Below are 26,056 nucleotides of genomic sequence, written 5' to 3'. Positions count from 1 at the left end.
CCTTAATTGTTCTTATATACGCGCGGATCGTGCTCGATACTGACAGAAAACATCGTAGAAAACTCCACAGATTCTAGTAGCTCAAGCAAGTGATAATTATTAGTGGCAAGAGTAAAGTCGTAATTGTTATAAAGCTTTAGGCGCAGTAAATGCCCTAGTGCGTAGGTATTAAAGGGAAAGGCATCAAGGAGCATAATGCGCCAAGAGCTAAAACTATGCTCGCTAGAATCTATATGCTCTGCAATGAGCCCATCAAGCTTGCGCGCAAACTCCAAATACTCTTCATAAGTTTTCACGCGCCCTTCACAGCATAGGTATAAAATGTCATTTCGTTTTGCTGTGGTAAATAGCAAGGTATTGTCCTTTGATTATCATCGATATGGTGCGATGTCGTGCGGAAGTGATCATAAATTGCGGTGCATTGTAGCAGAAAATTTCCGCATATCGTTTAATGACCTTGTGTCCTAGATTATGATGATGGGTAAAATCTTGCTTCACATTTGGGGCAGAGGGTGTGGGCTGGGCTAGGTGGGGCGTGGGTTTAGAGACTAGGTAGAATCTAGGAAGTGCTACTAGGTAGTTAAATGCAAGATAGAGTGCGCCTTGTGGGAGATGGCGGGTGAGTATGTGCAAGGTAGAATCTAGTGCGTGTTGGGGGTAGGAGCTTGATAAATGTGTATGCACCACTTTAGCATATAGGTCATTTATGCCGTATTTTAGGATGTTTGTGCCTAGCTCCCAAAGTAGTAGATACACGCTATCGCGCCACTGTGTGGCTATGAGTAGGGAGCTAGATTCTAGCGCGTGCTCCAAATTAGCAAAGGCTAAATGGCAGGGGGGCTTCAAAGCTTTCTCCAAGCACGCAAATCTGGCTTGCGTGTAGCATAAGGCGTGCAGCATTTGATCTGCCATAGAGTGTATCGCCGATGATTGGGTGTCCTATGTGGGCTAAATGCACGCGGATTTGGTGCGTCCTGCCTGTTTCTATCTGCACTTTTAGTAAAGTCTTTTTGCCTACGATAGATTCTGGGGTGATGTGAGTTATGGCAGGGAGACCATCTTTATGCACCTTGCTTTTAGCACTTTTATCCTTTTTGGTGAGGATGGGAGCATTGATGGTTTTAGATTCTGGGATAATGCCACTTACAAGTGCGTAGTAAGTTTTCTCTACTTTGCGTGCTTTAAAGGCGCGGATAATTTCTAGGGCTTTTTGGCTTTGTGTTTTGCCAAGCAGTAGGACTCCACTTGTTTCTTTATCAAGTCTATGGAGTAATTCATAGCCCTTAAAGCGTGCTTGGATGGCATAGCTCTCAAGGAATGCTGGCTTATCTACCACAAGTAGATCTTCTTGTTGCACGATTATACGCAGTGGCGCGACTTTTTGGACTTGGAAGTTTGTGGTAGGCTCTAATAGGGTGCGCGCAAGGGTAAGTCGCTTGCCATTAGCACTAACAAGCCCACTATCGATGAGAGATTTTGCTTGGTTATGGGAAATGCGCTTTTGTAGGCTCAGGAGCTTGTAGGCCTTATCCATTACTGCCCCTATGCTGTGGAGATTGCTTTGGGCGAGTGATGATATGCGCAAGTGTGGAGAGATCTATGGGCATAGGCTTATAGCCTGCTTTAGGTAAGCTTTGGTAGGCTAGGAGTGTTTCTTCTAGCTCGCTTGCTTCACATAAGGTGTAGCCGTCAATGCAGGCAAAGAGAGCTTCTTGATTAAATATCGCCTTGCCACTAATAAGTTTAGTGTGAAAAAATGCTGGCTCAAGTGGATTGTGTCCTCCAGCTTGGACAAATGCACCACCTAAAATCACTATATCAGCGATTGCATAGCAGTTATTGAGCTCTCCTAGTGTATCAAGCAACACAACATCAAGCTTGGGGTCATTAAGCACCTGTGATCCCTGCGTGAATCGCGCACTTGCAAATGGATAGGAGACAAGATTTGCGGCTACTTGGGCAAAGCGTTCAGGGTGGCGGGGGGCTAGAACTAGTAGGCTAGAAACTGCTTGATTAGATTCTAGCTTTTTAAGCGCGCTAAAGGCTTGTAGCACCAGTTCTTCTTCGCTTTGGTGCGTTGAAGCAGCGACAATGACTAGGCGACTAGGCTTAGGGTAGGTGGCACTTGTGGTGATAGGACTTAGTAGCTTTAGATTGCCAAGGACTTCGATATGGCACGCACCAAGGGTGCTAAGGCGATCTTTGTCAGCTTGACTTTGGGCAAAGACTCTATCAACATAGCTAAAAAGCAAGCGATAAAAGGCACGGAAATATCGGTATTTTGGGTAGGAGCGTGTGGAGATTCTAGCATTTATGAGCAAAGTTTGTGCGCCTAGGCATTTGGCTGTGTGAAAAGCCCCTAGCCAAAGCTCGGCTTCTGTGATGATAAGAGTTTGTAGGTTTTGTAAGCGGCGTTTGTAAAAAGGCAAAAATAGCTCAAATGGCAGAAACTCTACGCGGATTGTCGGCTTACTAGCATAGGTGCTTTGGGCTAGGTCAAAGCCTGTTTGCGTAGTGGTTGTGAGCAAAATGCTACGCCCCGGAGCGATTAGAGATTGGATAATTGGAGTAAGGGATTTTATCTCGCCAAAGGAGCAGGCGTGTAGCCAAATATGTGGGCTAAAATCTTTGCAAAATCCACCAGAGTGTGGCATAAGCTGGCGCAAAAATGGGAAAAATCTGGCAGGTATAGAGCGATGGTATTTGGGCTTAATGCTAAGATAGAAAAACAACGGCATAAGCAAGCCCCACGCAAAAGCGCAGAGAAGATAGTAGAGAGCTATGCTTACGCGCTCTGGCTTGCTTGCCATTGACACGATTAAGATTCTAGGTAGAGAATCCTACCACAATGTGGGCAGGTGATAATATCAGAGGTGTGGGAGATGTCGCTTAAAAGCTTGTCATTTAGGCGAATAAAGCAGCCTCCACATGCTCGGCGTTTGATAGGCACGACACTAGAGTTTTTCGCCCATTTGCGGATTTTCTCATAAAAGGCGATGATGTTTTGATCCATAGAGGTAATGCACTTTTCTTTTTTAGCAAAGATGGCTTGCTGAGCTTGCTTGACCTCTTCAACTTCCCCATCGACTTTACACTGTTCTTCTTCAATGCTAGATTCTAGGAGCACTAGTTGTTGGGCGATCTCCTGCTCTCTTGGTATGTAGGATTCTAACTCTTTATTTAGGCGTGCTATTTCGTTGTTAGCGTGCTTGATTTGCTCCTTTGCTAAGTCTTCTTCAATTGCAAGCGTACGCGCTTCTCTATCTGAGCAACCGTCTTTAATACGCTGGGTGATAGACTCTAGCTTGGCAGTATTGTCTGTGATATTAGCTTCATTGCGCGCTATGGCTCGGATGTTTTCATCTTTTGCTTCACTAAGGTGTGATTGCGTAGCGATAAGCTCAAGCTTTTGGGCGATGAGCTTATCTAAATGCTCACGCTTTTGTAGCATCACAGGCACAAGTGCGTCAGATTCTGTGTCGATTTGTGCAATTTGTATAAGCTGTTGCAAATGTTTGTTCATAAATGTCCTTATAGGTAAGAAAATGGGGAAAAGTTAGGCAGTATTGTAGCACTGAGATTCTTAATTTGCAAAAGGCTTTGTAGGATTTTTGCAAAATGCTTTTCACTTGCGTAATGTTCCACATCAATGAAGCTAAGTCCATTGCTTTTGCCAATCATTGCATCGTGGTATTTAATATCACCACAGATTAGGCAACTATTTGGTGTGGCTATTTCGCGTGCATAGCTAGCTCCTGAGCCACATACGATATAAATATGCTTTATATTCTCCCTTGCTTGCACGAAGCGAATATGCTCTAATGATAGAGTTTTCTTGCAGATTTTAGCAAGCTCTAGTAGTGGTGTAGGTGCGATCTGGCAGTACTGCGCTATGTCTTGCTCTGTGGTAGTAAAGCCTAGAATCTTTTGTGCGAAATATGCATTTAAATGCGTGTGATCAAAGTTTGTATGCATAGCAATGAGCGCGCAGTTTTTTTGCAAAAGTGTGGCGATTAAGCTTGCTGGGTAGGTGTTAGTGTTTAGGGATTTTAGCGCGGAGAAAATGAGCGGGTGATGGGTGATAAGCAAGGTATTGGGCTTAAGGGTATGTGCCATAGTAGAATCTAGCTCCAAGGCTAGCGCGATAGATTCTACTTTCTGCTCCATAGAACCGATGTTGAGTCCAGAATTATCCCAGCTTGCTTGTAAGCTAAAGGGACTCAACTCATCGAGAATTGCATAGATTTCACCCACTTGCATTGGGGTAGCTAGAGTCTCTAGCATTGCTCTAATCGCTTAGCGCGCTCTGGCTCTTGTTCTTTGTAGAGTAGGGCACACTCTTTAGCAAGCTCGCGGATTTTCAACACATAGCTTTGTCGCTCTGTAACAGAAATCGCCTTTCGTGCTAGTAGGATATTGAAATAATGTGAAGAGAGCATTACGCAGTCATAGGCAGGGAGAGGGAGCTTGGTAGCTAGGCAGTTTCTAGCTTCATCTTGGGCTTTAGCAAAGAGATCAAAGAGCATTGGCACGCTAGCTACTTCAAAATGATAGCGTGAGAATTCATACTCGCTTTGCAAATGTACATTTTTATAGCATACGCCGCTATCATTCCACTTAATATCAAAGATAGATTCTACCCCTTGGATATACATAGCAAGTCGCTCTAATCCATAGGTGATCTCCACTGCCACAGGGTCGCAGGCGATCCCCCCTACTTGCTGAAAGTAGGTAAATTGCGTAACTTCCATACCATCAAGCCACACTTCCCAGCCAAGCCCCCACGCTCCAAGAGTCGGTGACTCCCAATTATCTTCAATAAAGCGAATATCGTGTATTTGGCTATCAATCCCCAAAAGCTCTAAAGAAGCTAGATATAAACTTTGGATATTGCTAGGGCTAGGCTTGATAAGCACTTGAAATTGATAGTAGCTTCCTAGGCGGTTGGGATTATGTCCATATCGTCCATCACTTGGACGGCGAGATGGCGCGACATACGCCACGCTCCACGGGCTAGAGTCTAGCGATCGTAGCAAAGTAGCTGGGTGGAATGTCCCCGCACCTGCTGGAACATCATAAGGCTGGACAATCACGCAATCCTGTTGCGCCCAGAACTCTTGCAAGCGCAAAATAATCGTAGAAAAGCTATATGCCATCTTGTATCCTTATAAAACTCTTAGCGTGTGCCAGATGTGACACTACTTGCTTGCTTTAGTGTGCTTCCTAGATTGTAGTAGCTCTGCTCGCTTTGCCATAGTGCTTGTAATAGTGCTGCTGATGAAATCCCCTTTTTGCGGGCATTAGCATAGAGTTTTTGGATATGGGTAAAGAAAGCTTCTTGCAAACTCTTTTGATCTTGTGTGCTCTGCTCGCTCCATATTTGCTCTAGAGTTTTTGCTACTTTTAATGCTTCATCACTTGGGCTAGATTCTAGTGTCTCAAAGCTTTCATAAAGTGTGTTGAAGTCGGCATTATCGATCTCTAAAAACGCTGCAATATCTAGGATAATATCTTGCTCATCGTGGTTTAGATCTCTATCACTCCACGCTAGGATGAGCAAAAGCTCGACAAACTGCAAACGCTTTTTATACTCGCCATAAGTATTGTCTAAAAAGATTCCAGCAAGATGTGCGATGCTGGGTTGTTCTAGGGTGCTAAAATCTAGCGTGCTTTGAGCCTTTTGCTCACTCTGTAACTCTGGTATGGATGCATAATGCGCAAGCAAGGCGCGTAGATCCTGTTCATACTCTGGCTTAGTAGCGTGTGCACAAAGCGTGCGGACAAACTCTTCCACAAGTCCAAACTGCAAGGGTGTAAGCTTAGAATCTAGCGTGCTAGATTCTAGTGGGGTTTCTTGCTCTAGGGAGACTTGAGCCTTTGTCTGCTTGTTTATACCCGCTTGCAAGACATAGGCAAGCAGAGTTATGCTAGCTCCTTCATAGGAGTTTTGTAGCTTTTGTGCTGGGGTTTGCGTAGCATAAGGGTTAGATTCTAGTGGATAGGGAGATGGACTTGGCTCTTTTGTAGGGGGCTTTATCGTGGTTGGGTTTTTTAGGTATTCTTGTAGAGTGATGTAGAGATAATACACTACAACGCCCGCTAAAATTAGTAGTAAAATGCTCATACTAGTCCTTTATAGTGTGGATTTAGGATCGATTTTTCATTCGTGCGTGGAATTCTTTCTGTTCTTTGGCTTCTCTATCTTGCTTTTCTTTCTTCAAGCGCGCTCGCTCTTCTTTTTGCTTTTGGGCTATGGCGAATTTTTGCTCCTTTTGCTTGCGAATTTTTTCGATGTATTCTTCGCGCTTTTCAGGGGATTGAAATTTAACAGGGTTCATCAAAAGCACTGCTAGAACAAAGAGAAAGAGCACGATCGCTACACCAGCTGACTCGTTGTCGATTTGATGCCAAGTGCCAGCGATGAGTGAGGCGATGAGAATTTTTAAAAATATCTTCACAAGATGCCTACGCAAGCTCTAAGGTGCGGTATTTTTTATCTAGTTTGTTGTGCATACCTAGTGCAAGTAGCGCGACTTGCGGCAGATAGAGCGTAGGGGTATTGCTTGGGTCGCGCCCTATGCTTTTTGCGCCGGCTTTTGCTAAGGTGGTAAATGCCCTAAAAAGCCCAACATTAGAGACTACAAGCATATCTGCTCCTGCATCAATGCCAGCAAAGCGAATTCTGCTAGATTCTTTTAAATACCCTTCATAGTTGTAGGCTTGCAAATGTGAAAAGTCCTGCCTACTCTCTACAATATCTAGCCACTCGCCTCCTAATTTGCTTACAATAGGGTGATGGTGCGCGTGGAGATTTTGTGTCGCGTTAATAATCTCTTCTTGTGTGGGATTTGGTCCTAATAAACGCTTGAGTACAATGCTAGCCACCTGCTGACAGCCATCAAGAGCATCACAAGCAAGCAAGCTTGGATATGCTACAAGCTTAAGATGAGTTAGAGGGGATTCTCTCTCCCATAGCTTGCTTTGACTGCCTGCGATGATGGTATTGATATGTTGTACAGGGTTTATGTAATAATCAATTTGCCCGTAGAGCGCACACACTTCATTAAGCAGGGTTTTATCTCTTAAAAGCTCAGTTTGTGCAAATACCATAGAGCAGTAGCTCTCGTAATCACCAAATACTAAAACTGCGCGTTCTTTTGCAGCAAGGGCAATGTTATAGGCAGCGCGTTTGATAAATGCCCTAGTATCCACAATGCTCCCAAAGTATCCTCCAAGCGGAAGTAGCTTGCTTCTAGGCTCTATAAGCGGATGTCCCAAAGCTTGCAATAAGGCTTTGGTGCTAGAGATAAGTGGCTTTGCACTAAGGCTTGCATAAGCGTCAAACACTATAAACACCCTAGAATCTTGACTATTTTCTTTATTTGCTCCGCCCGCTCCACTCTTGTTTTGTGTGTTTGCTTGTGAGGTGCTTAGTGCTTGCAAGGCGGAGCTTGGGATAGAATCTACTTTGATAGATTCTAGCTCATTGATCCACGCTCTTCCGCAGCCAAGACATTGCCCAAAACGCACGACCTTATTGATAAGTGCGTGGATTGTGTGTGTGATATGGGGGGCATTAGGCTTGTTTATGTAGATAAGATCTTCAATGGGTGTGTAGCTCATCACGCCACTTTGCGCGTTTGCTAGCGTGTGGATGAGAGTGTCAAAGTGCTTGGGGTATCGCTCAAGTAACCACTGTATATATAAGAAGAACCCATCGCCTAGGTAGGAGTCATCGCTTTGGAGTGAGATGGTGTTTGCCCACAGGTATTTATATAGCTCATAGCGATCGCTTGGGGCAATGAAGTCATATTTGCTAAAAAACCACTCATAGCGCGCAAACATCGCTTTTTTATCGAGGACTAGATCTTTGCTCACATATTTTTGACTTAGTGGCTCAAGGTAGAGATTTGCCCCAAACTCACGCACAAGCTCATAAAGTGGCACATCATCAAAGACACAAAGCCCTTGTACTCTAAGCCCCATTGATCTATCAAAGCCTAGATTTTCTATGGATTCAAGCGTGCTAAATAGCGTAAGGTTGTGGTCATAGGCTATGGGGTATTTTTGGAAGTAGTATTCATAGCTTTCTTTGGCACAAAAGCGAAAGATGGATAGTTCTAATGTTTGCATAGTGTCACTCCTAATTTGGCTGGTTATTATAGCAGGTTCTTTGTGCGTGTAGTTATTTAGGCTCATCGCTTTGCATAGCGAGTTGCTCAAAAACCTCGCGATTATGGGAGTTTTGCAAGATTGCTTGCAGGGACTGCCGTTCTTCTTGGCTAAAGAGATCGTGGTTAGGGCTTGCAGATTCTAGTGGGATAGAATCTGCTGGGAAGATCAAGCTAGAATCCACTCGTGTAAAAAGCGCACAATCTTCGTGCAAAGTATCTTTGATGAAAATTTGGTAGATCCCACGCACACGCACACTCACCAGTTCGCCATCACCACCCGGAGTTAGCCCTACGACAAAATGCACAGATATTTGCCCTAGGGAGTCTTGGCGAATGTCTAATGATGCAAAAGTGCTACCAGAGATGAGAAACTCGAGCATTTTACCCATTTTCTTAGCTTGTTCTTTGGCTAGTGGCGGATCAAATCGCACCTTTTGTTTATCACACAAAATCCCAAACTGCCTACCACTTTGCTGCAAAAATGTCAGTATTTGCGCGCAGTAGTGGTCATAGAGTATCTCAAACGCTTGGCTTGGCGTATATTGCATAATGCTCCTTTATCGTTTTAGCTTGCGTACCTTGTAGCCACTAGCGCGCAAGATCGTGTGGAATTCTTCTAGCATAGCGCGCACTTCTTGTATACCAACCTCCCAAAATCTATCGCTTTCTATATCAAAGCCAAATGCCTTGATAAGCTCGCTTGGTGCTTTGCTCCCACCAAGGGATAGAAACTCTGTATATGTGGCGACAAAGTCTTTGCATTTCCCACTCTTATAAAGCCCAAAGAGTGCTAGTACAAGCAACTGCCCATAGCTATAAGCATAGCAGTAAAAGGGTGAGTGGATAAAGTGTGGGATATAGCTCCACCAGCGCGCGTAATTTTTGGTAAGCTCTACGCTCTTGCCAAACATTTTGGCATTTTCTTCTCGCCAGATTCTATCAAAATCAGTGATTTGTAGCTCTCCATCTTTGTCGTGGATTGCTCGTTCAAAATTTGTCATCACCACTTGGCGGAAAAGTGTGGAGAATATATCTTCAAGCTTGCCAGCATAAATTGGTAGTAGCTCTTGCTTGCTTAGCGTGGATTTAAGATGATCAAAGAGTAACATTTCTCCAAAGACAGAGGCAGTTTCTGCAGTGGTTAAGGGTGTATCGTGGCTTAGCGTGCCTACTTTTTTACTTAGCTCTTGGTGGATCATATGCCCAAATTCGTGCGCTATGGTGAAAGCATCTCTGCGATTACCTGTCCAGTTAAGCAAGACATAAGGGTGTGCGCTAGGCACACTGCCGTGGCTAAACGCTCCGCCGCGTTTGTTTGGCATAGGGTGGGAGCTTATCCAGCCTTCTTGCAAGGCTTTTTCAACGATTGCGCCAAACTCTTTGGAAAACCCCTTATAAGTTTGTGTAACAAGCCCTATTGCCTGATTGTAGTGCATAGCAGAAGTGTGGGAAAAAAGTGGCGCGTATCTGTCGTAGTCTTTAAGCTTTATGCCCATAAGATCAGCTTTTATGCGGTAGTAGTCTTGCACGATATGGTAGTGTTTAGTTGTGATGTCTATCATAGAATCAACGCTTTTTTGTGTGATGTGGTTGCTTAGGTGGCGTGGCGCTTCTTTGCTAGGGTAGCCGCGTAGCTTTGTGGTAATGGATACATCTTTGCGCACCATATTTAGGATATAGCAAAGCAACGGACTAGAATCTTCTAGGCTTTTAGTAAAGGCTTTTTGCGCATTTTTGCGCTTTGCGCGCTTGGGGTTATGGAGCTCTGCTAGCACTTCTTCTTCACTTCGCTTATGTTTGCCAATTTTTAACGCACTTAAATGCTCATCAAAGAGCCTACTAAAGGCATTGACTCCCACGCTTGAAGTAGCAATTAGGGCTTGCTCTGCGCTTAGTGGAAGTTGATAGGGCTTAGCTTGCAGAAGTGTTTGTAAGTAGAAGGTATGCGTGTGTGCTTGCTTGATGAAAGCCTGCTGGATTTTAGGCTCTAGCTCGCAAAACTCTAGCTCAAAAAACACAAGCAGACTTTGGGCTTCGTTGCTTTTAAGTTCATATTGTGCGTAAATATCGCCTTTTTTTGTATCTTGTGCAAAGAGTAAAAACGCATAAGTCATCACTCTGCTAATACGCTCGATTAGTTGCTCGTATGCAAGCAACGCGGTATAAAAATCCTCGGGGGTAAGCGTGGCTAAGGTATTTTGGTAATGCTCCTGAAAAGCTTTGGCTTGTTTATAAGTGGTAACAAGATATTTGCTTGCTTGCTCATTGTTTGCAAAAAGCGCGCTTAAATCCCAATTGTGTGGGATTTCTTTTGACTTTGATGATTTGTGTAGTATATTTTGCTTATGTGGTTTTGCCATTGGTGTGCCTTTATCGTAGATTAGGATATTGTACCATAACTCTGCTAGCAAAGGCTGCTTGCCCAAAGGCTATACCGCCATCATTGCAAGGTACAAGAGTGTGGAAGTGGTATTCTATCCCCTGCACTCTTAGCATTGCCCCTAGAATTTCGCATAAAAGCTTGTTTTGAAACACGCCACCGCTAAGCCCTATGCGTACTTTAGCTTTGTGTATTAAAATAAATGTCCTAGCAATGTGGGCTAGTGTGTAGAGAAATTTATAGGCAATGATACCTCTTGTGGCATTTGTAGCAAGAGAAGTAGTAGAAGTGGATTCTAGTGCTTGTATATCATCACAAATTGCTGCGATCATTGGCTGCCATTGGATAATGCCACTCTGTGTGATTATATAGGGGTAATGGGTTTTAGGGGCGTTTGGCTCTTGTGCTATGGATTCTAGCAGTGCGCCTGCTTGCCCTTCATAAGTAGTAGAATCTAGTAGTCCTAGCAAATGCGCTACACCATCAATGATCCTACCTACACTGCTTGTTGTTATGCGTGTATCCTGTGGGCTGGACTTTGCTAAAGTGAGCAAAGGCTTTGGTAAGCAAGCTTCATAGCGTGCGATCATTGCGCAAGCTCCCGCTTCTAATGCAAGTATATAAGCTATGCGCTTAATATCGACTATCGCTCGTTGGCCACCAAGTAGATAAAATGGAGCGAAATGTCCCACACGCTTAATTTCTCTACAATTACCAAGCAAAAACTCTCCACCCCAGATACTGCCATCTTCTCCAAGCCCACTTCCATCCCACACGACACTTAGGATCTGCTCGTCTTCACTGCGTACCATCTCTGCCCAAATCGCGCAGTGGTGTGCGTGGTGGTGATAGAGATTAAGATGCGTGGCTTGGTATTGTGTAGCGAAATTTTGGGCTAGCTTGGTCGTCTCAAATCGTGGGTGCTTATCGCTTACGATGATGGAAGGCTTTTGCATAGATGGTAAAAATACTGCCAGATTTTCTTCCAAGCGCGCTAATGATGCAGGACTTTGTAAGCTACCGATATAGGGGGTTATGATGATGTGTGTGGCAGTGGCTAGAGTGGGGGTGATTTTCTCCCCTGCGCCTAGGGCTACGATTGTTTGATGTGGATTTTTAGGCGTAGTGAGTTGGGAATTTATGGTGTTTGGAGTTAGTCCTCTTGCTAGACGGATAGGACGCATACTAGAATCTATATAGCGCGTAATGGAGTCATCAACCCCGTGTAGAATCTCTCTACCAATATCTAGCACATAAGGTGTGATATGTGCTAGCTGGCTTAGGGCATCATCTACTTGAGTGATGATAGGCTCTGCTTTAAGATTAGCACTTGTGTAGAGTATAGGATTGGGAAAAAGATCAAGCAAAAGATGGTGCAAGGGGGTGTTGGCAAGTAAAATGCCAATGGTGCTTAAGTTTGGGGCGATGGCATCTATGGCAATGGGTGTTGGCTTTGCCTTGGAGGATTTGGCTTTGGAATGCACTAGGACAATGGGCGCAGCCAGCGAAGTAAGCGCATCTTCTTCCTCTTTGTACAAATGTGCGATACTTCTTGCTTGCTCTAAATCTTTACACATTATGGCAAAGGGCTTATGTGGGCGGTTTTTACACTCTCTTAAGCGATAAATTGCGCGCTTATTTGTGCTATCACAAATAAGCGCAAAGCCCCCTAACCCCTTAATGCAAACAATCTCTCCTTGCTTTAAGAGTTTAGCGCATAGCTCTATGCCTGCATACTCTTTGGCAAGTATGATATTGCCCCTAGAATCCAATAGCTTTAATGTAATTGCGCAGGTATTGCAAGAAATGGGCTGAGCGTGGTAGAAGCGACTGCTTGGTGAGCTAAAGTCTTGCTTGCAAGCTTTGCATAATGGGAAGTCTCTCATACTTGTGCGCTCTCTATCATAGGGCAGGGCGTCAATGATGCTATATCTTGCGCCACAATTTGTGCAAGCACATAGATGATAATGGTAAAAACGCGAAGTAGGTGTGAAAATCTCCCGTAGGCAATCTTTACAAGTCGCGCTATCACGAGGGATAGAGAGTGAGCTTTGGCTCTTAGAGCTATGAGATGGTAAAATGCTAAATCTCGCTTGCAAGGTGCGTGAATCAATCTGCGCTAGGCTAGGGAGCGCGCGAAGTGCTAAGTGTAAGGGATAGATAGTGATATGTGTAATATGGGCAAGTTGTGGCAAGGCACAAAGAAGTGCATTAAGGAATATGAGCGCGCGTGTTGGTAGTAAAGAAGCTTTGGTACTAGAGTCTATAACCACGCAAGGATAAACTCGCACAAATCGTGCTTTATGCCTTGATGGTATGGGTTTAGGTAGCCTTGGGCAATCAATAACTATGACCGCATCACCATTGTCATTATACACACCCCCACAAAGTCCAAGCTCTGTGGCTATGCGATACACAATTGGGCGGAATCCAACGCCCTGCACCACACCTACAAATCGCAGAACTAGCATCAATAAAGCTGCATACTTACGCAGTGCAAACTGCCGTGCCACTCAATGAGTGCGCGTGCATTGATCCCTAGCACTGCTCGATTAGGTAGAGCTTCTTTGAGTAGAGCTAGGGCTTGCGCATCGCTTGGATCATCATAGATTGGCACAAGTAATGCACCATTAACAAAGAGAAAGTTTGCATAGCTAGCAGGCAATCGCTCGCCAAAATCATCATAGATTGCACGCACAAAAGGCAGGCGACAGAGTTTATAAGGACTGCCATTAGCTTGTTTTAGTGCGCGCACTTCTTGCTCCATAGCTTGTAGGGCTTGATAGTGTGGGTCGCTTGTATCATCGCAGCTAATGTAGGCTATGGTATCTGGGCTTAAAAAGCGCGCTAGCATATCAATGTGGCTATCGGTATCATCACCTTGTAAGAAGCCATTTTCTAGCCATAGCACGCGCTTTGCTCCTAGACTTTGGCATAGAGTGGATTCTATCTCTGCTTTGGTGTAAGTGGCGTTGCGATTAGGCTCTAGCAAGCAAGCAGTGGTTGTAAGGATCGTGCCTAAGCCATCAGTATCAATGCTCCCTCCTTCTAGGATAAAGGAGCTAGATTCTAGTGGGAGCTGCCCTAGCGCGCCTAGTTTATGTAAGGATTTGGTGATTTGGTTATCAAAATTACTGGGGTATTTTAGCCCCCAACCATTAAAGCTAAAATCTAGCAAGAGATTAGATTCTAGCGCACTAGAATCTAGCTTTTGTGCGCAAGTAATCACCCCAAAATCTCTAGCCCAAGTATCATTTGTAGGTACAAATGCTAGAGTGATTTGGGGAGTAAGTGTATGTGTTGTGTAGGGAGTAAGCGGTGGCATATTGCTGCCAAAATGCTTGCATAACACTGCTAGTCCTTGTGTATCTTGTATATCGATACACACAAGTACTCTCTCAAATGTGATAATGGATTCTATAATGTCTAAAAAGCATTGCCTTGCTTTGTCAATCTTGTTTGCCCAATCGCTCTTAGCGTGTGGGAATGCAAGCAATATAGCTGCTTGTTTCTCCCACTCTGCGCGCATTCTTTTTTCTACTTGCTTCATAGCTACCCTTCAATCAATAAGTCAATAGAAGTACAAGGTGGTATTGTAGCAAAGCGAGATGTGTTTTTAAAGAAAAGCTAGGAAAGCTTTGGTTACAATCGAAGCGAGATTTGCCAGTAAGATCTGGTGCTTTGCTTTCTTTTAAGGATATATATGAGACATGATGATGCAAATGCATATTTACTTAATGTCGAGCGTGGGCTTATCGCAGCATTTTTGTTTGATGAGCATATTTTCACCCAAGTGCAAGACTCGCTTGTAGTAAGCGACTTTTTGTTTGCTCAGCACCAAAAGATCATTGAAATATGCCTTGAGCTAAAGTTGCAAGATCTCCCTATAAATGCCGAGTTTGTCGCTTCTAGGATCAAAGATAGCAAAATCAGCGAAGAGGACTTTGCTCATATCATTGCCACAAGTCCTATTGCCAATGTCGTTGCTTATATTAAAGAGATCAAAACCGCTTCTATTAAACGCCAGCTTGCCACTCTTGCGACTAAGATCGCCTCTCGCACAAGTGATGTAAGTATTGAGAGTGATGTATTGCTTGATGAGGTCGAGCGCGAGATTTATGCGATTTCTTCAAAAAGCGCGCATACAGAGTTTCAAAGCGTGCGTAGTGTGATTGATAGTACACTACAAGAAATAGAAGAGATGAAAGAGCGTGGCTTTAATGATCTTGTGGGTGTGGATACGGGCTTTGCAGAGTTGAATAAATACACCACGGGCTTTCGTTCTGGAGAGCTAATTATCATCGCTGCGCGCCCTGCTATGGGGAAGACTACGCTGTTTTTAAATATGATCCAGCATACACTTAACCGTGGTGGTGCAGTAGCAATCTTTAGCCTAGAAATGCCCGCTACGCAGTTGATGTTTCGTATGCTTTCTTCTCTCACTTCTATCCCCTTACAGACTTTACGGCAGGGCAAGCTAGATGATGGGGATTGGAGCAAGCTTACAGAAACGACCCAAATGCTCCTGTCAAAGTCTCTTTATATCGATGATGGTAGTTCGCTTACCATAGCCCAGCTACGCTCCAAGCTTCGTAAGCTTAAAGCTCAAGTCCCAAGCCTACAAGTAGCAGTGGTGGATTATCTGCAGCTTATGCGCGGTGGTGGAGGGAGAAGTGATAGCGCAAGGCACGAAGAAGTAAGCGAAATCTCTCGTGGGTTAAAGACGCTTGCAAGGGATTTAGAAATTCCCATTATTGCACTTTCTCAAGTAAGTAGGGCGGTGGATTCTAGGGATGATAAACGCCCGCAATTATCTGACTTAAGAGAATCTGGATCAATTGAGCAAGATGCTGATGTGGTGCTATTTTTGTATCGAGAAGATGTCTATGCCATTAGCACACTACGCAACAATATAGAAAAAATCCAAAACAACCCAAAAGATGATCAAAAAGACAAAGATAGCCTAAAGAAGCTTCAAGGCAAGCTTGAAGAACTGCGCACAAAGAGCGTGGAGCCAGCAGAAATCATCATTGCTAAAAATCGAAATGGCGAGACTAAAACTATTAGAATCCAATTTAATAAGCCCTTTATTCGATTTGAAGATGTGGCAAACGGCGCGCGTGAACTTTCCTATGAGCCTACGCAAGCTAAAATTGATGTGTCCACAGATGTAGCTCCTGTACAGGTTGTGCCAATTTAGCGTAGTCTAACCAAATGGCGCAAAAGACCAAAGGCTCACCTTATGCAATCGCACTTTTTTCACCTAGGCAGTGGGTGGTGGCATATTTGGTACTTTTTGTGCTACTTTGCGCACGCATTGGACTTGATTATTACCAGTTTCGCGCACTGCCTTTTGAGCAGCCTAGCGAGATAGAAGCTGTTGTACAAGCACAATATACAAAGATTAAGAACAATAAATCTTATTTTGTGCTAAAGCTTAGTCATAATTCTCATACACTCTATACAACTTCTAAAGAAGATTTAAAGCTATTGCAAGGGCGTAGTGTGCGGCTGTATGGAAAAATGGGAAAGGATTGCAGCTTTGTGAAATATTTGCAAAGCTGTTTTTTTATGAGCTTTTCTATCGCACTATTGTCGCATAAGCAAGCTAGTGCTCCGCTCAAAGAGGCGATTTACAAGCAGCACACAAACCCTATCCACGCGAGTTTATTTAGCACATTATTTTTTGCCACTTCACTTGATAAAGCGTGGCGCGATGTGAGCAATAAGCTAGGACTTGCACATATTTTTGCTATTAGTGGATTCCACTTAGGGATCATATCTTTTGTGCTTTTTGCTCTGCTAGCTCCATTGTATCGCGTAATGCAAAGGCGGTATTTTAGTTACCGTAATGAGATTTATGACATAGGTTTGCTCGTGCTACTCGCGCTTTTTGGATATTTGCTTGTGTTGGATTTTACACCTTCGTTTTTACGGGCGTTTGTTATGGCATCTGTGGTGTTTATGCTCTATGTCTCTGGTTTACAGGTTTTAAGCTTTGCTATGCTCTTGTTTGTGGGAGTGCTTTGTGTGGTGCTCTTTCCCGGCGTAGCGTTTAATCGTGGGTTTATCCTATCAATGGCTGGGGTGTTTTATATTTTTTTGTTTATGCGTTATGTAAGTAAGCCTAGCTCGTGGCGTAGTTTATGTGCGCAGATTCTTGGGCTTAATTGTGCGGTGTTTTTGAGCATTACGCCAATTGTGCATTGCTTTTTCCCATATTTTTCGCCATATCAGCTTATCTCAATCCCCGTGAGCATTGCTTTTGTGGCGATTTTCCCCCTTGCGGTGCTTTTGCATAGTATTGGCTATGGTGGGAGCTTTGATGGTTTGCTAGATTTTGTGCTTGCGGCGCAAATCCCAAGTATAGAGATTTATACTCCGCTGTGGTTTTTGGTTGTGTATATTGGGATAAGTGCTTTGGCCATGCGATTTGCTTATAGTTATTATGCGCTTATCTGCTTGGCTTTAGGATTTTATGGCTATTTATGCTATGAGATGTATTTGGGAATGTAATTTGCTTGAAACTTATGTAATCTGCTAATGTAAAGTATTTAGGAAGTTTGGGAGTGTCTTGTGCGAGCATATATGAGTCTTGTGTATGGTGTGGTGTGTGGGGCGTTTTTCTTAGGCTGTGCTAATAATCTGATTGAGATGAAATATACTTCTTCAATCCAACATAGCTATCAGTTCAATATCAATGCTCCTGTGATTATCGCACCTTATAAAGGGGACTTGCTCGCTGCTTCATACATACTTTTTATCAAGCAAGAACTAGAAAAAAGAGGGTTTAACTCCTTGTATATGCAGGGGCAAATCCCGGAAAAAAGTGCGCGCAATATCATCTATGTAAGCCTTGTGAAAATGGCGAGAAGCCACCCTAGCTCTAGCGTGCAGTATGTCCCATCGAAGATGATAGATCGCTCCGCGTGCTTTAATTATGATGGGATGTATTACTGCAGGGAGGAGACTTATCCGATCATCACTGGCTATACCACTTCGCTTAATCTCTCTGCAGAATACCATTTCATTATGGATTGGTATGATAATCATATGAAAAAGCGGATTCTCTATATCGATGGCTCTATCCAAGATGGCGTGTGCATTTATGAGGGAATTTATCAAGATCTAATCCATCAGACAATTTCTAGAATCGATTTTACTAGGGGCGAGAGCTATAGCTATAGCGCGCCACTTACTTACTACAACTTTAGCTGCCTTATTAGTCGCACTAAAATGCTTGGGGTTAAAAAGTAAAATCTCAAGCAAACCCTAGCAGGAAAAAATTAGTTAGGTAGAATCTACCCCTAATAGTGTATCCATTGTGTAAGTGCGTGTATATCATCATAGCTTGTCATATCTAAAGTAATTGGTGTGATAGAGACATAGCCACTCATCACCGCGTTAAAGTCGCTTGCTCTCTCGCTACGCTCCTCCCACTCAAGCTGATGTGTGCCTAGCCAATAATATTCTTCATCGCGTGGGTTGCGTGCTTTAACCACATCATTGCCATAGAGACGCACGCCTAGCTCTGTGATCTTGTAACCTTTGGATTCTGTGGCGATGGGGATATTGACATTGAGAAGCTTGCGCTTGGGCAGTGGGTTATGTGTTAAGAGCTTTTGCGCTAGGTCAAAGGCCACTTTTTTTGCAAGGCTAAAATCACACTCCCTATCGCACTCTTTCTTAAGTAGTTGTGAAATCGCAATGCTAGGGACTCCTAAAATCGCGCCCTCCATAGCTCCTGCTACAGTGCCAGAGTAGGTTACATCTTCACCCATATTGCAACCGATGTTAATCCCAGAGACAATTAAGTCTGGCTTGCGATTATACTCCTTATAGAGTGTGTTGCACGCTAGATAAATACAATCTGCAGGCGTGCCATCATCAAGCTTGTAGGCATCTTTGCCCACAGAGATAAGGGAGAGAGGTTTTGTGATAGTAAGTCCGTGTCCGCACGCGGACTTCTCTCTAGCTGGAGCGACTACACACACACGCCCCAGTGGGCTAAGCGCTTCCTTTAGAGCTAGAATCCCAGCAGCATCAAAGCCATCATCATTGGTGATTAAAATCTCCTTCATGCAATCTCCTTAAAATAATCCCCCAAAAGCATTGAGAGATTCTCAACTATGGACTGCGGGAAATCATGCAAGCTTTGTGTGAGTGCGCTAGATTCTGCTTGCAAAAGCTCTTTAGCCTGTGCAAGTCCTAAGAGATTAACATAACTGTTTTTCTTCCAATCATTGCGCGTGGGCTTGCCTGCTTGGACTTCTTCTTGTACTGCATCAATCACATCATCTCGTATTTGGAAAAACAGCCCAAGTCGCAAGCCAAAGTCCCATAAATCCTGGGTGAGAGAATGTGTGGCATTGGCTATGATTGCACCCATTTTGAGACTTGCGGCGATGAGCTTTGCTGTTTTGTTGATGTGGATTTCTTGGAGCTTTTCTAGCGGTAGGGCTTGATTCTCAAAGTGACAGTCAAGTGCCTGCCCAATGATCATACCACCTATGCCACCTGCATAGGCAAGCTCTTTTACCAGCCGGACTTGTATGCTAGAGTCTAGCTTTGAGCAGCTTAGGAGATAGAATGCATAAGTATTAAGCCCATCGCCCACAAGTGTCGCACTCACTTCATCATAGGTTGTGTGTAATGTGGGCTTACCCCTGCGCAAAGGAGCATTGTCCATACAAGGTAGATCATCGTGGATTAGCGAGTAGGTATGCAAGCACTCTAGTGCCAATGCTGGTAAAAAGGAGTTTTTAATCATTAGGGGATTTAACCCAGAGACAACAGCAAGTAGCAGATTAGGGCGGAAACGCTTCCCTCCATAAAGGAACATTTCCCAAAAAGCCTTGGCAAAATACGGATGGAAACTTGGAATTTGCGGTGCGCTTGCTTGTAAAAATTGCTCAAACTCTTGGATACTTTGTTGATACTGCATTGTGCTCCTTAGATTCTAGCTTATTGCTTAGAGTGCCATTCGCACGGAATCAAAAAGTGCGTCCATATTCTGCTCTGGGATAAAATATTGCACGCCAAGTTGCTTTGCCTCCTCGGCTTTTTCATAATCAGGCAGTTTTGCTACCACAAGGCAGAATGCAATGGGCTTTGCCGGCTCTTTTTGTGGGAGTTGTTTGGTGTTTTGGATAAAATCTAGTGCGCTTATCTCTCCGATTTGCTCATCTAGCACGACAATATCTTGCCGTGTGGTAGCAAGTAGCTTTAACGCATTGATTGGGTTTGTATCTACACTAACTGTAAGGGTAGAATCTATTTTTTCAATGACTTCTTTGTATTTAAGCGCATTAACAGCTGAGCTACGCAGAACAAGCACATTTTTATGACTGACTTCTTCTAAATATTTTAAGAGGTTGAAAAGCTCTTTTGTCTTTGGTGAAGCCTTGTTTCTATCAAGACCGCGGAGAAAATAGCGCAAAAATGTCTTAGAGGAAAACCCCCCTTCGATCCGCGCATCGCGGAAGAACTTGCGCACGATTTGAGACTTCTTTGCCCTAGTCCAAAGCTCAGAATCTAAATCATATGCTTTGGAGTTTAGTAATCCTATAAATCGGTCTTTAATGTCACGCAACATTGGCGCATAGACATCAGCAAACTCTTGAAAATGCACTTCCTTGAACTTTTTCATACGCTCTCTTTCGTGCGCTAGCCACTCTTGGCGCGTGGCGACAAACTGAATAAGATCGACATAGGTTCTGCGCATCATCTTGACTTCTTTTTCAAAGCGCAAGTATTCCTGCCCACTGCGTCCAGATCCGCTTGCCATACGCTGCAGACGCTTTTCGCTAGCATCAAGATTGTTTCCTAGGACTTGACATTGTGCTTTGGCATTGTTTAGGGCTAGCTGAGTGGCTTCTATGTCTTTTTCTACCTTGATGTATTCTGTTTGTTTGGAGAGAAAGATCTTTTCAAACGCGTATGCTGGGGTGTATTGAGCTTTTTTGACATAGTTTTCAAACTCTTTCCATAGGTGGTTGATCTCTATCTTTGTTTTGCGCAGTTCGTCGTTTTCTATAAGATTATCCATTTCGCATAGGTCATTATACGCCGTGAGCAAAAATCTTCTCATACGCAAAAAGTCAAGACTCAAATGCCCTTCTATAAAGTCCCTGTACTCAAGCAAGATTTCATTCTCCCTAGCAAAAAACTCTTCAATACATACATTTGGTAGCTTGGTCATAGGGATTTCATCGGGGTCTATGGGCTTTGGCTTGATTCTAGCATGGGTTACTACACGCATTTCTACTTCAAATTCTACTTCTTCCCCCACAGCCATCTCTCCAGAGTCTGTATCCCACACTGTAAAATCAAAGTCAAATACGCGCTGGTTTAAATCTTGCTCTATCTTGCCCTTTTTTGCCTCTTCATCAATAACAATCAGCTTTCCTGTTAACATATAGATTCTCTCCTAAAAATTCCTAGAATTAGTCAACACGCATAGTCCAAACTCACCAAATTCAAATTATAGCAAAATATAAATATACCCGCATAAAACCTAGATGTGACAAATCGCAGTACATAAGTTTTGCTCTTTTGTTATAATTGCCCAAATCTATCAAGGATACACTGCACTATGGCAAATGTAAAAAACATAAAACTACACAACATTGCTACGATGACTATGATGCAAGCACTACTATTTTGGCTTACTTGTGTCTGCTGGGCGTATGGACTTGATTATTCAGCTTGTAAGACTTACTACAAGCAAGCAACGAGTGTGATAGATTCTACTAGGGTATATTCTATCTTGTATAATGATGTTCCTTATCTCATTGCTTTTTCGCAAAAACCTTTGCACTCTTCGCGCATTATCAAGCATGATCCTTTTTTGGGGCTATATCTTTTTTCTGGAAGGCTACAAAAAAGCTACCGCTTAAAGCCACTTGATGCCTTTGCTCATACTTTGCCACTAGCTGCTGTCAATGCGACACAAGTGATACCTGGGAGTGTTGTAAATTTTGAAAAAGGTATGTTTGATCTAGGGAAGTTTAGCACGACCTTGCCTAAAGATTCTGTTATTAGCACGATTTGCTACCAGAGTTATGGGATTAGCGCGTATGGGCAATACTTCGTCCCTAAAATCTTAATCGATAGATTTTTAAGTGCGCGTGGCGGGCAATATGGAGATATTGGCGTGCGAGTTGCCCCCAATTTACAAACCACCAAAGATCAGCACCCAAAAGGCGTGATTGTCGAGCAAATTGATATATTTTTTCCACAAAGACTACTGATGCCAAAAGATAGGATTATAGCAATCAACGGGCGTGAGATTTCTTCTCTTGCGCAGTTTGAGTGGCTTGTAGCAGATCTTGTGCCAAAAAGTAAGGCGCAAGTAAGAATCCTGCGCAACAATAAGTTGCTTGAAGTATCTGTGCAGGTGGATCGTCGCTATGGTGGAGGGATATTGCAGGATACATTTTTTGAGCGTTATGGGGTGGTGATTGATAGAGACTTGGTGATTAGAGCGATCGCAAAGCCCCTGCCAGATGGACTCTCTCAACTAAGTGTGGGAGATAAATTTATTTGGATCAATAAGACCCCCATTAAAAAAGATAGCGAATTTTGGCATTTTCGCCAGCTTTTTTCGCAAGCAGCCTTGCGTGGGAAAGTTGAGTTGCTGTTATTGCACGATGGGGTGGAACTGTTTTTGCGATCAAATCTCTAGAGTCTTGTAATGCTACAGGTAAATTAGCCCTAAAGCTATGTTTGGTTGTGTGCTCTAGGGCTAGTGAAATTGTTTTTTTACCACAAGTAAGCTACAATGTGGGGTATTACTTTAGATTTTGCTTAATGCATTTTGTGGTTTTGAGGTTTGGTATGAAAGAGTTATTTGAAGGTGCGATTAAGTTTCAAGAAGAGGATTTTTCCGCGCACAAAGATCTGTATGAGTCGCTAAAGCAGCACCAAGACCCACATACGCTATTTATTACCTGTGTGGATTCTCGTGTCGTCCCCAATCTTATCACCAATACCAAGCCCGGAGATTTATTTGTCGTGCGTAATGTGGGCAATATCGTCCCTCCTTACAAAGAATCGCAAGCTTTGCGTGAGGGTTTTTTGGCTACGACAGCAGCTATTGAATATGCACTTACTATTTTAGAAATACAAAACATCATCATTTGTGGGCATAGTAATTGTGGTGCTTGTGAGTTCATCTATGAGCCACCCAAAAAGCTTGATGAGACGCCCTATGTGAAAAAATGGCTAAGGTTGCTTGACCCCGTAAAAGAAAAAGTGCAAGCTTTGAAGCCTAGTTCTAAATCAAAGCGTACTTGGCTTACAGAGCTAATCAATATCGAGCAACAACTAGAAAATCTTATGAGTTACCCTTTTGTTGAAGAACGATTTGATAGGGGAGAGTTGCGCGTGTATGGGTGGTATTACATTATCGAGACGGGCGAGATCTTAAACTACAATATGATTAAACGCGAGTTTAAGTCCATTGTCCAAAAGGACAAAAAGTGATACCTACAAAACAAATGCACTATTTTCTCGCGCGTTTGTGCGCTATGGTTTTGCTTTGCTGTGGCACATTAGTTGCAAAATCCCTAGTGGCTGAAGAGATCTTTGATGCACTAAATATGCAAGTATTGTTTGATAACATTACTACCCAGCCTAAAGAAACGCAGTATAAGGCGCAATTGTCATCTTGCTTAAGCAAAGAGAGTCAAAAGATATTTAAAAATAAAACGACAAAGGCGATAGAAGTTGTCCAAAAAGATGGCAAAAGATTTTTTCTACAAATGTTAGAATCTCGCCCCTATAAATACGAGCTTTTAGACGCACTGCAAACACCCATTGGCAAGAGATTTACCAATGCTCTTGCCAGCAAAAATATGAGTATATTTAGCTGTAAATTCCAGTATTTTGATCTATATGAGAACTTTTGGAATGATGAGTTTAGTCTGCAAGATATGCGAACTTTCACAGATATGCTTCTAAGCAAAGCACCGGCATTTATGCAAGAGTATGACTTATTTGTGCTTGGGCTTTTTGAAAAGCTAGAATCTAAAGAGCTAGATTCTATCGACTATGAGCTTATAAGCTGCTATATTGACTTTAAGGAAGGGGATTGTGGTTAGTGCAAAGGTTTTATAATGCAGATTAGAATTTGAGAGTAAGGAAAAACAATGGCAGAGATATTTCAACCAAATAGTAGTGGGCTAACCATTTTCTGTGGTCCTTGTGTGATTGAGAGTCTAGAACAGTTGCAGCGCATTGCTGCTGGGCTAGAATTTTTACATAAGCGTAATGATTGTGAGCTTTACTTCAAGGCAAGTTTTGATAAGGCAAATCGTACAAGCCTTGAGAGCTACCGAGGTCCGGGGCTTGATAAAGGGCTTGCAATGCTAGAATCTATCAAAAGAGATTTTGGTTACAAGCTTATCACAGATATACACGAGCCCTACCAAGCAGTTTCACTTGCTGAAGTGGTTGATGTGATTCAGATTCCAGCATTTTTATGTAGGCAGACAGATTTGATTGTTGCGGTGGCAAAAACAACGGCACAAATCAATATCAAAAAGGGGCAGTTTATGAACCCAAAAGATATGCGTTATAGCGCACTCAAGGCGATTAAAACGCGTGGGGGCGCAGAGGCTAGCTATCTAGAATCTAGCAAATATGGGTTATGTCTCACTGAGCGTGGGTCAAGCTTTGGTTATGGAAACTTGGTTGTAGATATGCGCTCGCTTGTGGTTATGCGTGAGTTTGCACCTGTGATTTTTGATGTAACTCATAGTGTGCAAATGCCCGGTATGGGCGGGGGCAAAAGCGGTGGGGATAGCTCCTTTGCCCCATATCTTGCGCGTGCAGCAGCTGCTGTTGGGGTTGATGGGTTTTTCATAGAGACACATTACGATCCGGCAAATGCCCTAAGTGATGGAGCAAATATGATTGCTTTAGAGAAGTTACCCTCACTTTTTGATGAAATCTTTGCCATTAGAAATGCGCTTAATGCGCACTAAAGTGTAAATTTATAAATAAGGAGCGCTTTATGAGAATACTTGAAGGGAAAATTATCTTACAAGGTGATGAGAAAGTCGCCATTATTTGCTCTAGGTTTAATCACATCATCACAGATCGCTTGGTGGAAGGAGCGAAGGATAGCTTTTTGCGCCACGGGGGGGATACTGAGCTACTTGATATTGTACTAGCTCCGGGGGCGTGGGAGTTGCCATTTGTGCTTGATCGCTTGCTCAAAAATGGACAATATCAAGGGGTATGCACGCTAGGAGCAGTGATCCGTGGTGGGACACCGCACTTTGACTATGTAAGTGCAGAGACGACAAAGGGCATTGCCAATACTACCTTGCAGTATGGAATCCCTGTGAGCTTTGGTGTGCTAACGACTGATAATATTGAGCAAGCAATTGATAGGGCGGGAGCCAAAGTAGGGAACAAAGGCTTTGAAGCGATGAATTCACTCATTGAGCTTATGGATTTATGTAGGACAATTTAATGGCGACTAGGACGCAAGCGCGTGAGGCTGTCGTGGGACTGCTCTATGCCTATGCGTGCGGAAATACTGCTATTATGCAAAATGCACCAGATATGCTATTAGCGCGCAAGATTAAAAACAAGCAACAAGACTTCGCGCTAGGGCTTTTGCAGGGGGTGATTGAGCGTTTTGACTCTTTGGGAGAGATGCTGGAGCAGTATTTGAAGGAGTGGGAGTTTTCTCGATTAGGACAAATGGAGAAGAGCATATTACGACTTGGAGCGTATGAGATACTCTACACGCAAACCGACTCACCCATCATCATCAACGAAGCCATAGAGCTAGCTAAAATGTATGGAGATGATAACGCCCCTAAACTTATCAATGCTGTGCTTGATGCACTCTCTCGCGCACAAAAGCAAGAGAGTTGAGCTGTGGTTATGTATCGTGTGCATTGTGGGTTGGTTCTAGAAGAATGGGGTAGAAATCATAATGCTTGTAGTGCGCGCTTGGCGTGAGCTTTGAGCTAGTCTTCTATTACATCGTGCGGATTTTAGCTATCTCATCGCGGATTCTAGCTGCTTCTTCAAACTCTAGTGCTTGGGCTGCTTGGTGCATTTTGTGTTTTAGGTCTTTAATGATTGCTTCTTTTTCTGATTTTGGGAGCTTGCGTAGCTTGCTGGATTTTTCATAAAGGGTGCTAGAGCTCTCTAATCGCAACTCTTGCTCGACATTGCGCGTGACACTCTTTGGCGTGATGTTATGTGTTTTATTAAATGCTTCTTGCTTAGCTCGGCGATAATCTGTAATATCAAACGCCCTCTGCATAGAGTCTGTAATTTTTTTAGCATACAAAATCACCTTGCCATTGACATTCCTTGCTGCTCTCCCCATTGTTTGAATAAGGCTTGTTTCACTACGTAAGAATCCTTCTTTATCCGCATCCATTATGGCTATTAGGCTAACTTCTGGTAAATCCAGCCCCTCGCGCAAAAGATTTATTCCAATAAGCACATCAAAATCCCCTAGTCGCAGTGAGCG

Annotated in this window: 27 protein-coding genes; 9 read left to right on the top strand and 18 right to left on the bottom strand. The window is 43.4% G+C overall.

All coding sequences use genetic code 11. The features are described from left to right. Positions 1–2 precede the first annotated feature (2 nt). Genes IKB69_RS07280 through IKB69_RS07215 form a run of 14 tightly spaced genes read right to left on the bottom strand, consistent with a single transcriptional unit; the run spans position 3 to position 14,104 of the window. A complete protein-coding gene (locus IKB69_RS07280) occupies positions 3–353 on the bottom strand; it encodes a hypothetical protein (protein ID WP_290947863.1) in 351 nt (116 codons plus the stop codon). Continuing rightward, complete coding sequence (locus tag IKB69_RS07275) at positions 325–846, bottom strand: hypothetical protein (protein ID WP_290947861.1); 522 nt, start codon at positions 844–846, stop codon at positions 325–327. Before IKB69_RS07275 ends, IKB69_RS07280 begins: the two co-directional genes overlap by 29 nt. Next, positions 815–1,534, bottom strand: coding sequence for an RluA family pseudouridine synthase (locus IKB69_RS07270; protein ID WP_290947859.1), 720 nt, complete (start codon positions 1,532–1,534; stop codon positions 815–817). Before IKB69_RS07270 ends, IKB69_RS07275 begins: the two co-directional genes overlap by 32 nt. Then, positions 1,527–2,810 carry a lipid IV(A) 3-deoxy-D-manno-octulosonic acid transferase gene (gene waaA / locus IKB69_RS07265; RefSeq protein WP_290947857.1) on the bottom strand — a complete coding sequence of 428 codons (1,284 nt, stop codon included), beginning with the start codon at positions 2,808–2,810 and terminating at the stop codon, positions 1,527–1,529. Before waaA ends, IKB69_RS07270 begins: the two co-directional genes overlap by 8 nt. 8 nt (positions 2,811–2,818) lie before the next feature. Next, positions 2,819–3,523: a C4-type zinc ribbon domain-containing protein gene (locus tag IKB69_RS07260; protein ID WP_290947855.1), complete on the bottom strand. Its 705-nt coding sequence runs from the start codon at positions 3,521–3,523 to the stop codon at positions 2,819–2,821. A gap of 8 nt (positions 3,524–3,531) precedes the next feature. After that, positions 3,532–4,284: a Nif3-like dinuclear metal center hexameric protein gene (locus tag IKB69_RS07255; RefSeq protein ID WP_290947853.1), complete on the bottom strand. Its 753-nt coding sequence runs from the start codon at positions 4,282–4,284 to the stop codon at positions 3,532–3,534. Further along, a complete protein-coding gene (glyQ, locus tag IKB69_RS07250; protein WP_290947851.1) occupies positions 4,278–5,156 on the bottom strand; it encodes a glycine--tRNA ligase subunit alpha in 879 nt (292 codons plus the stop codon). The genes IKB69_RS07255 and glyQ overlap by 7 nt, the downstream gene beginning before the upstream one ends. A 20-nt stretch (positions 5,157–5,176) precedes the next feature. Beyond that, on the bottom strand, positions 5,177–6,124 hold the full coding sequence (locus IKB69_RS07245) for a TerB family tellurite resistance protein (RefSeq protein ID WP_290947848.1): 948 nt from the start codon (positions 6,122–6,124) through the stop codon (positions 5,177–5,179). 22 nt (positions 6,125–6,146) lie between these two features. Further along, positions 6,147–6,458, bottom strand: coding sequence for a hypothetical protein (locus IKB69_RS07240; RefSeq protein WP_290947846.1), 312 nt, complete (start codon positions 6,456–6,458; stop codon positions 6,147–6,149). 7 nt (positions 6,459–6,465) lie between these two features. Next, complete coding sequence (locus tag IKB69_RS07235; RefSeq protein WP_290947844.1) at positions 6,466–8,133, bottom strand: DUF5644 domain-containing protein; 1,668 nt, start codon at positions 8,131–8,133, stop codon at positions 6,466–6,468. Positions 8,134–8,185: 52 nt separating this feature from the next. After that, positions 8,186–8,722, bottom strand: a complete 537-nt coding sequence (locus tag IKB69_RS07230) for a hypothetical protein (protein ID WP_290947842.1) — start codon at positions 8,720–8,722, stop codon at positions 8,186–8,188. A gap of 9 nt (positions 8,723–8,731) precedes the next feature. Beyond that, positions 8,732–10,534 (bottom strand): M3 family oligoendopeptidase, encoded by a 1,803-nt coding sequence (locus tag IKB69_RS07225; protein WP_290947840.1) that lies wholly within the window; start codon positions 10,532–10,534, stop codon positions 8,732–8,734. A 10-nt stretch (positions 10,535–10,544) separates the two neighbouring features. Next, positions 10,545–13,025 (bottom strand): carbamoyltransferase HypF, encoded by a 2,481-nt coding sequence (gene hypF / locus IKB69_RS07220; protein ID WP_290947908.1) that lies wholly within the window; start codon positions 13,023–13,025, stop codon positions 10,545–10,547. After that, positions 13,025–14,104, bottom strand: a complete 1,080-nt coding sequence (locus IKB69_RS07215; protein ID WP_290947838.1) for an agmatine deiminase family protein — start codon at positions 14,102–14,104, stop codon at positions 13,025–13,027. The genes hypF and IKB69_RS07215 overlap by 1 nt, the downstream gene beginning before the upstream one ends. Before the next feature lie 153 nt (positions 14,105–14,257). Between IKB69_RS07215 and dnaB the strand changes: the two genes are divergently transcribed. Genes dnaB through IKB69_RS07200 form a run of 3 tightly spaced genes read left to right on the top strand, consistent with a single transcriptional unit; the run spans position 14,258 to position 17,811 of the window. Continuing rightward, complete coding sequence (gene dnaB, locus IKB69_RS07210; protein ID WP_290947836.1) at positions 14,258–15,754, top strand: replicative DNA helicase; 1,497 nt, start codon at positions 14,258–14,260, stop codon at positions 15,752–15,754. A gap of 14 nt (positions 15,755–15,768) precedes the next feature. Continuing rightward, positions 15,769–17,070 carry a ComEC/Rec2 family competence protein gene (locus tag IKB69_RS07205; protein ID WP_290947834.1) on the top strand — a complete coding sequence of 434 codons (1,302 nt, stop codon included), beginning with the start codon at positions 15,769–15,771 and terminating at the stop codon, positions 17,068–17,070. A 60-nt stretch (positions 17,071–17,130) separates the two neighbouring features. Beyond that, positions 17,131–17,811, top strand: a complete 681-nt coding sequence (locus IKB69_RS07200; protein WP_290947833.1) for a hypothetical protein — start codon at positions 17,131–17,133, stop codon at positions 17,809–17,811. A gap of 50 nt (positions 17,812–17,861) precedes the next feature. Here IKB69_RS07200 and surE read toward each other — a convergent pair whose 3' ends face one another. The 3 genes from surE to IKB69_RS07185 are packed head-to-tail and all read right to left on the bottom strand — an operon-like array spanning position 17,862 to position 20,971. Then, positions 17,862–18,635, bottom strand: coding sequence for a 5'/3'-nucleotidase SurE (gene surE / locus IKB69_RS07195; RefSeq protein ID WP_290947831.1), 774 nt, complete (start codon positions 18,633–18,635; stop codon positions 17,862–17,864). Continuing rightward, a complete protein-coding gene (locus tag IKB69_RS07190) occupies positions 18,632–19,498 on the bottom strand; it encodes a polyprenyl synthetase family protein (protein WP_290947829.1) in 867 nt (288 codons plus the stop codon). The genes surE and IKB69_RS07190 overlap by 4 nt, the downstream gene beginning before the upstream one ends. A 27-nt stretch (positions 19,499–19,525) precedes the next feature. Then, complete coding sequence (locus IKB69_RS07185; RefSeq protein ID WP_290947827.1) at positions 19,526–20,971, bottom strand: hypothetical protein; 1,446 nt, start codon at positions 20,969–20,971, stop codon at positions 19,526–19,528. A gap of 177 nt (positions 20,972–21,148) precedes the next feature. On the opposite strand from IKB69_RS07185, the gene IKB69_RS07180 reads away from it, so the two are divergent. The 6 genes from IKB69_RS07180 to nusB all read left to right on the top strand — a co-directional run bounded on the left by IKB69_RS07180 (position 21,149) and on the right by nusB (position 25,446). Next, positions 21,149–22,240: a PDZ domain-containing protein gene (locus IKB69_RS07180; protein ID WP_290947825.1), complete on the top strand. Its 1,092-nt coding sequence runs from the start codon at positions 21,149–21,151 to the stop codon at positions 22,238–22,240. Between the two features lie 152 nt (positions 22,241–22,392). Continuing rightward, positions 22,393–23,040, top strand: coding sequence for a carbonic anhydrase (locus IKB69_RS07175; RefSeq protein WP_290947823.1), 648 nt, complete (start codon positions 22,393–22,395; stop codon positions 23,038–23,040). After that, on the top strand, positions 23,037–23,657 hold the full coding sequence (locus tag IKB69_RS07170) for a hypothetical protein (RefSeq protein WP_290947821.1): 621 nt from the start codon (positions 23,037–23,039) through the stop codon (positions 23,655–23,657). The genes IKB69_RS07175 and IKB69_RS07170 overlap by 4 nt, the downstream gene beginning before the upstream one ends. 48 nt (positions 23,658–23,705) lie before the next feature. Then, positions 23,706–24,542, top strand: a complete 837-nt coding sequence (gene kdsA / locus IKB69_RS07165) for a 3-deoxy-8-phosphooctulonate synthase (protein WP_290947819.1) — start codon at positions 23,706–23,708, stop codon at positions 24,540–24,542. Positions 24,543–24,571: 29 nt separating this feature from the next. Next, positions 24,572–25,036 (top strand): 6,7-dimethyl-8-ribityllumazine synthase, encoded by a 465-nt coding sequence (gene ribH / locus IKB69_RS07160; protein ID WP_290947817.1) that lies wholly within the window; start codon positions 24,572–24,574, stop codon positions 25,034–25,036. Beyond that, on the top strand, positions 25,036–25,446 hold the full coding sequence (nusB, locus tag IKB69_RS07155) for a transcription antitermination factor NusB (protein WP_290947815.1): 411 nt from the start codon (positions 25,036–25,038) through the stop codon (positions 25,444–25,446). Before ribH ends, nusB begins: the two co-directional genes overlap by 1 nt. A gap of 106 nt (positions 25,447–25,552) precedes the next feature. Here the strand turns inward: nusB and IKB69_RS07150 are convergent. Beyond that, positions 25,553–26,056, bottom strand: a 504-nt coding sequence (locus IKB69_RS07150) for a helicase-related protein (protein ID WP_290947813.1), incomplete at its 5' end; no start/stop codon positions are given.

This window comes from Helicobacter sp. (assembly GCF_017502485.1).
Taxonomy (GTDB): domain Bacteria; phylum Campylobacterota; class Campylobacteria; order Campylobacterales; family Helicobacteraceae; genus Helicobacter_B.
This window is presented reverse-complemented; position numbering and strand designations above follow the sequence as displayed.

What these genes read in the sequence shown, in the direction of transcription:
- IKB69_RS07270 (WP_290947859.1), bottom strand. Translation starts at nt 1,534, where the DNA reads ATGGATAAGGCCTACAAGCTCCTGAGCCTACAAAAGCGCATTTCCCAT.
- waaA (WP_290947857.1), bottom strand. Translation starts at nt 2,810, where the DNA reads ATGGCAAGCAAGCCAGAGCGCGTAAGCATAGCTCTCTACTATCTTCTC.
- IKB69_RS07260 (WP_290947855.1), bottom strand. Translation starts at nt 3,523, where the DNA reads ATGAACAAACATTTGCAACAGCTTATACAAATTGCACAAATCGACACA.
- IKB69_RS07255 (WP_290947853.1), bottom strand. Translation starts at nt 4,284, where the DNA reads ATGCTAGAGACTCTAGCTACCCCAATGCAAGTGGGTGAAATCTATGCA.
- glyQ (WP_290947851.1), bottom strand. Translation starts at nt 5,156, where the DNA reads ATGGCATATAGCTTTTCTACGATTATTTTGCGCTTGCAAGAGTTCTGG.
- IKB69_RS07245 (WP_290947848.1), bottom strand. Translation starts at nt 6,124, where the DNA reads ATGAGCATTTTACTACTAATTTTAGCGGGCGTTGTAGTGTATTATCTC.
- IKB69_RS07235 (WP_290947844.1), bottom strand. Translation starts at nt 8,133, where the DNA reads ATGCAAACATTAGAACTATCCATCTTTCGCTTTTGTGCCAAAGAAAGC.
- IKB69_RS07230 (WP_290947842.1), bottom strand. Translation starts at nt 8,722, where the DNA reads ATGCAATATACGCCAAGCCAAGCGTTTGAGATACTCTATGACCACTAC.
- IKB69_RS07225 (WP_290947840.1), bottom strand. Translation starts at nt 10,534, where the DNA reads ATGGCAAAACCACATAAGCAAAATATACTACACAAATCATCAAAGTCA.
- hypF (WP_290947908.1), bottom strand. Translation starts at nt 13,025, where the DNA reads ATGCTAGTTCTGCGATTTGTAGGTGTGGTGCAGGGCGTTGGATTCCGC.
- IKB69_RS07215 (WP_290947838.1), bottom strand. Translation starts at nt 14,104, where the DNA reads ATGAAGCAAGTAGAAAAAAGAATGCGCGCAGAGTGGGAGAAACAAGCA.
- dnaB (WP_290947836.1), top strand. Translation starts at nt 14,258, where the DNA reads ATGAGACATGATGATGCAAATGCATATTTACTTAATGTCGAGCGTGGG.
- IKB69_RS07205 (WP_290947834.1), top strand. Translation starts at nt 15,769, where the DNA reads ATGGCGCAAAAGACCAAAGGCTCACCTTATGCAATCGCACTTTTTTCA.
- surE (WP_290947831.1), bottom strand. Translation starts at nt 18,635, where the DNA reads ATGAAGGAGATTTTAATCACCAATGATGATGGCTTTGATGCTGCTGGG.
- IKB69_RS07190 (WP_290947829.1), bottom strand. Translation starts at nt 19,498, where the DNA reads ATGCAGTATCAACAAAGTATCCAAGAGTTTGAGCAATTTTTACAAGCA.
- IKB69_RS07185 (WP_290947827.1), bottom strand. Translation starts at nt 20,971, where the DNA reads ATGTTAACAGGAAAGCTGATTGTTATTGATGAAGAGGCAAAAAAGGGC.
- IKB69_RS07180 (WP_290947825.1), top strand. Translation starts at nt 21,149, where the DNA reads ATGGCAAATGTAAAAAACATAAAACTACACAACATTGCTACGATGACT.
- IKB69_RS07175 (WP_290947823.1), top strand. Translation starts at nt 22,393, where the DNA reads ATGAAAGAGTTATTTGAAGGTGCGATTAAGTTTCAAGAAGAGGATTTT.
- kdsA (WP_290947819.1), top strand. Translation starts at nt 23,706, where the DNA reads ATGGCAGAGATATTTCAACCAAATAGTAGTGGGCTAACCATTTTCTGT.
- ribH (WP_290947817.1), top strand. Translation starts at nt 24,572, where the DNA reads ATGAGAATACTTGAAGGGAAAATTATCTTACAAGGTGATGAGAAAGTC.
- nusB (WP_290947815.1), top strand. Translation starts at nt 25,036, where the DNA reads ATGGCGACTAGGACGCAAGCGCGTGAGGCTGTCGTGGGACTGCTCTAT.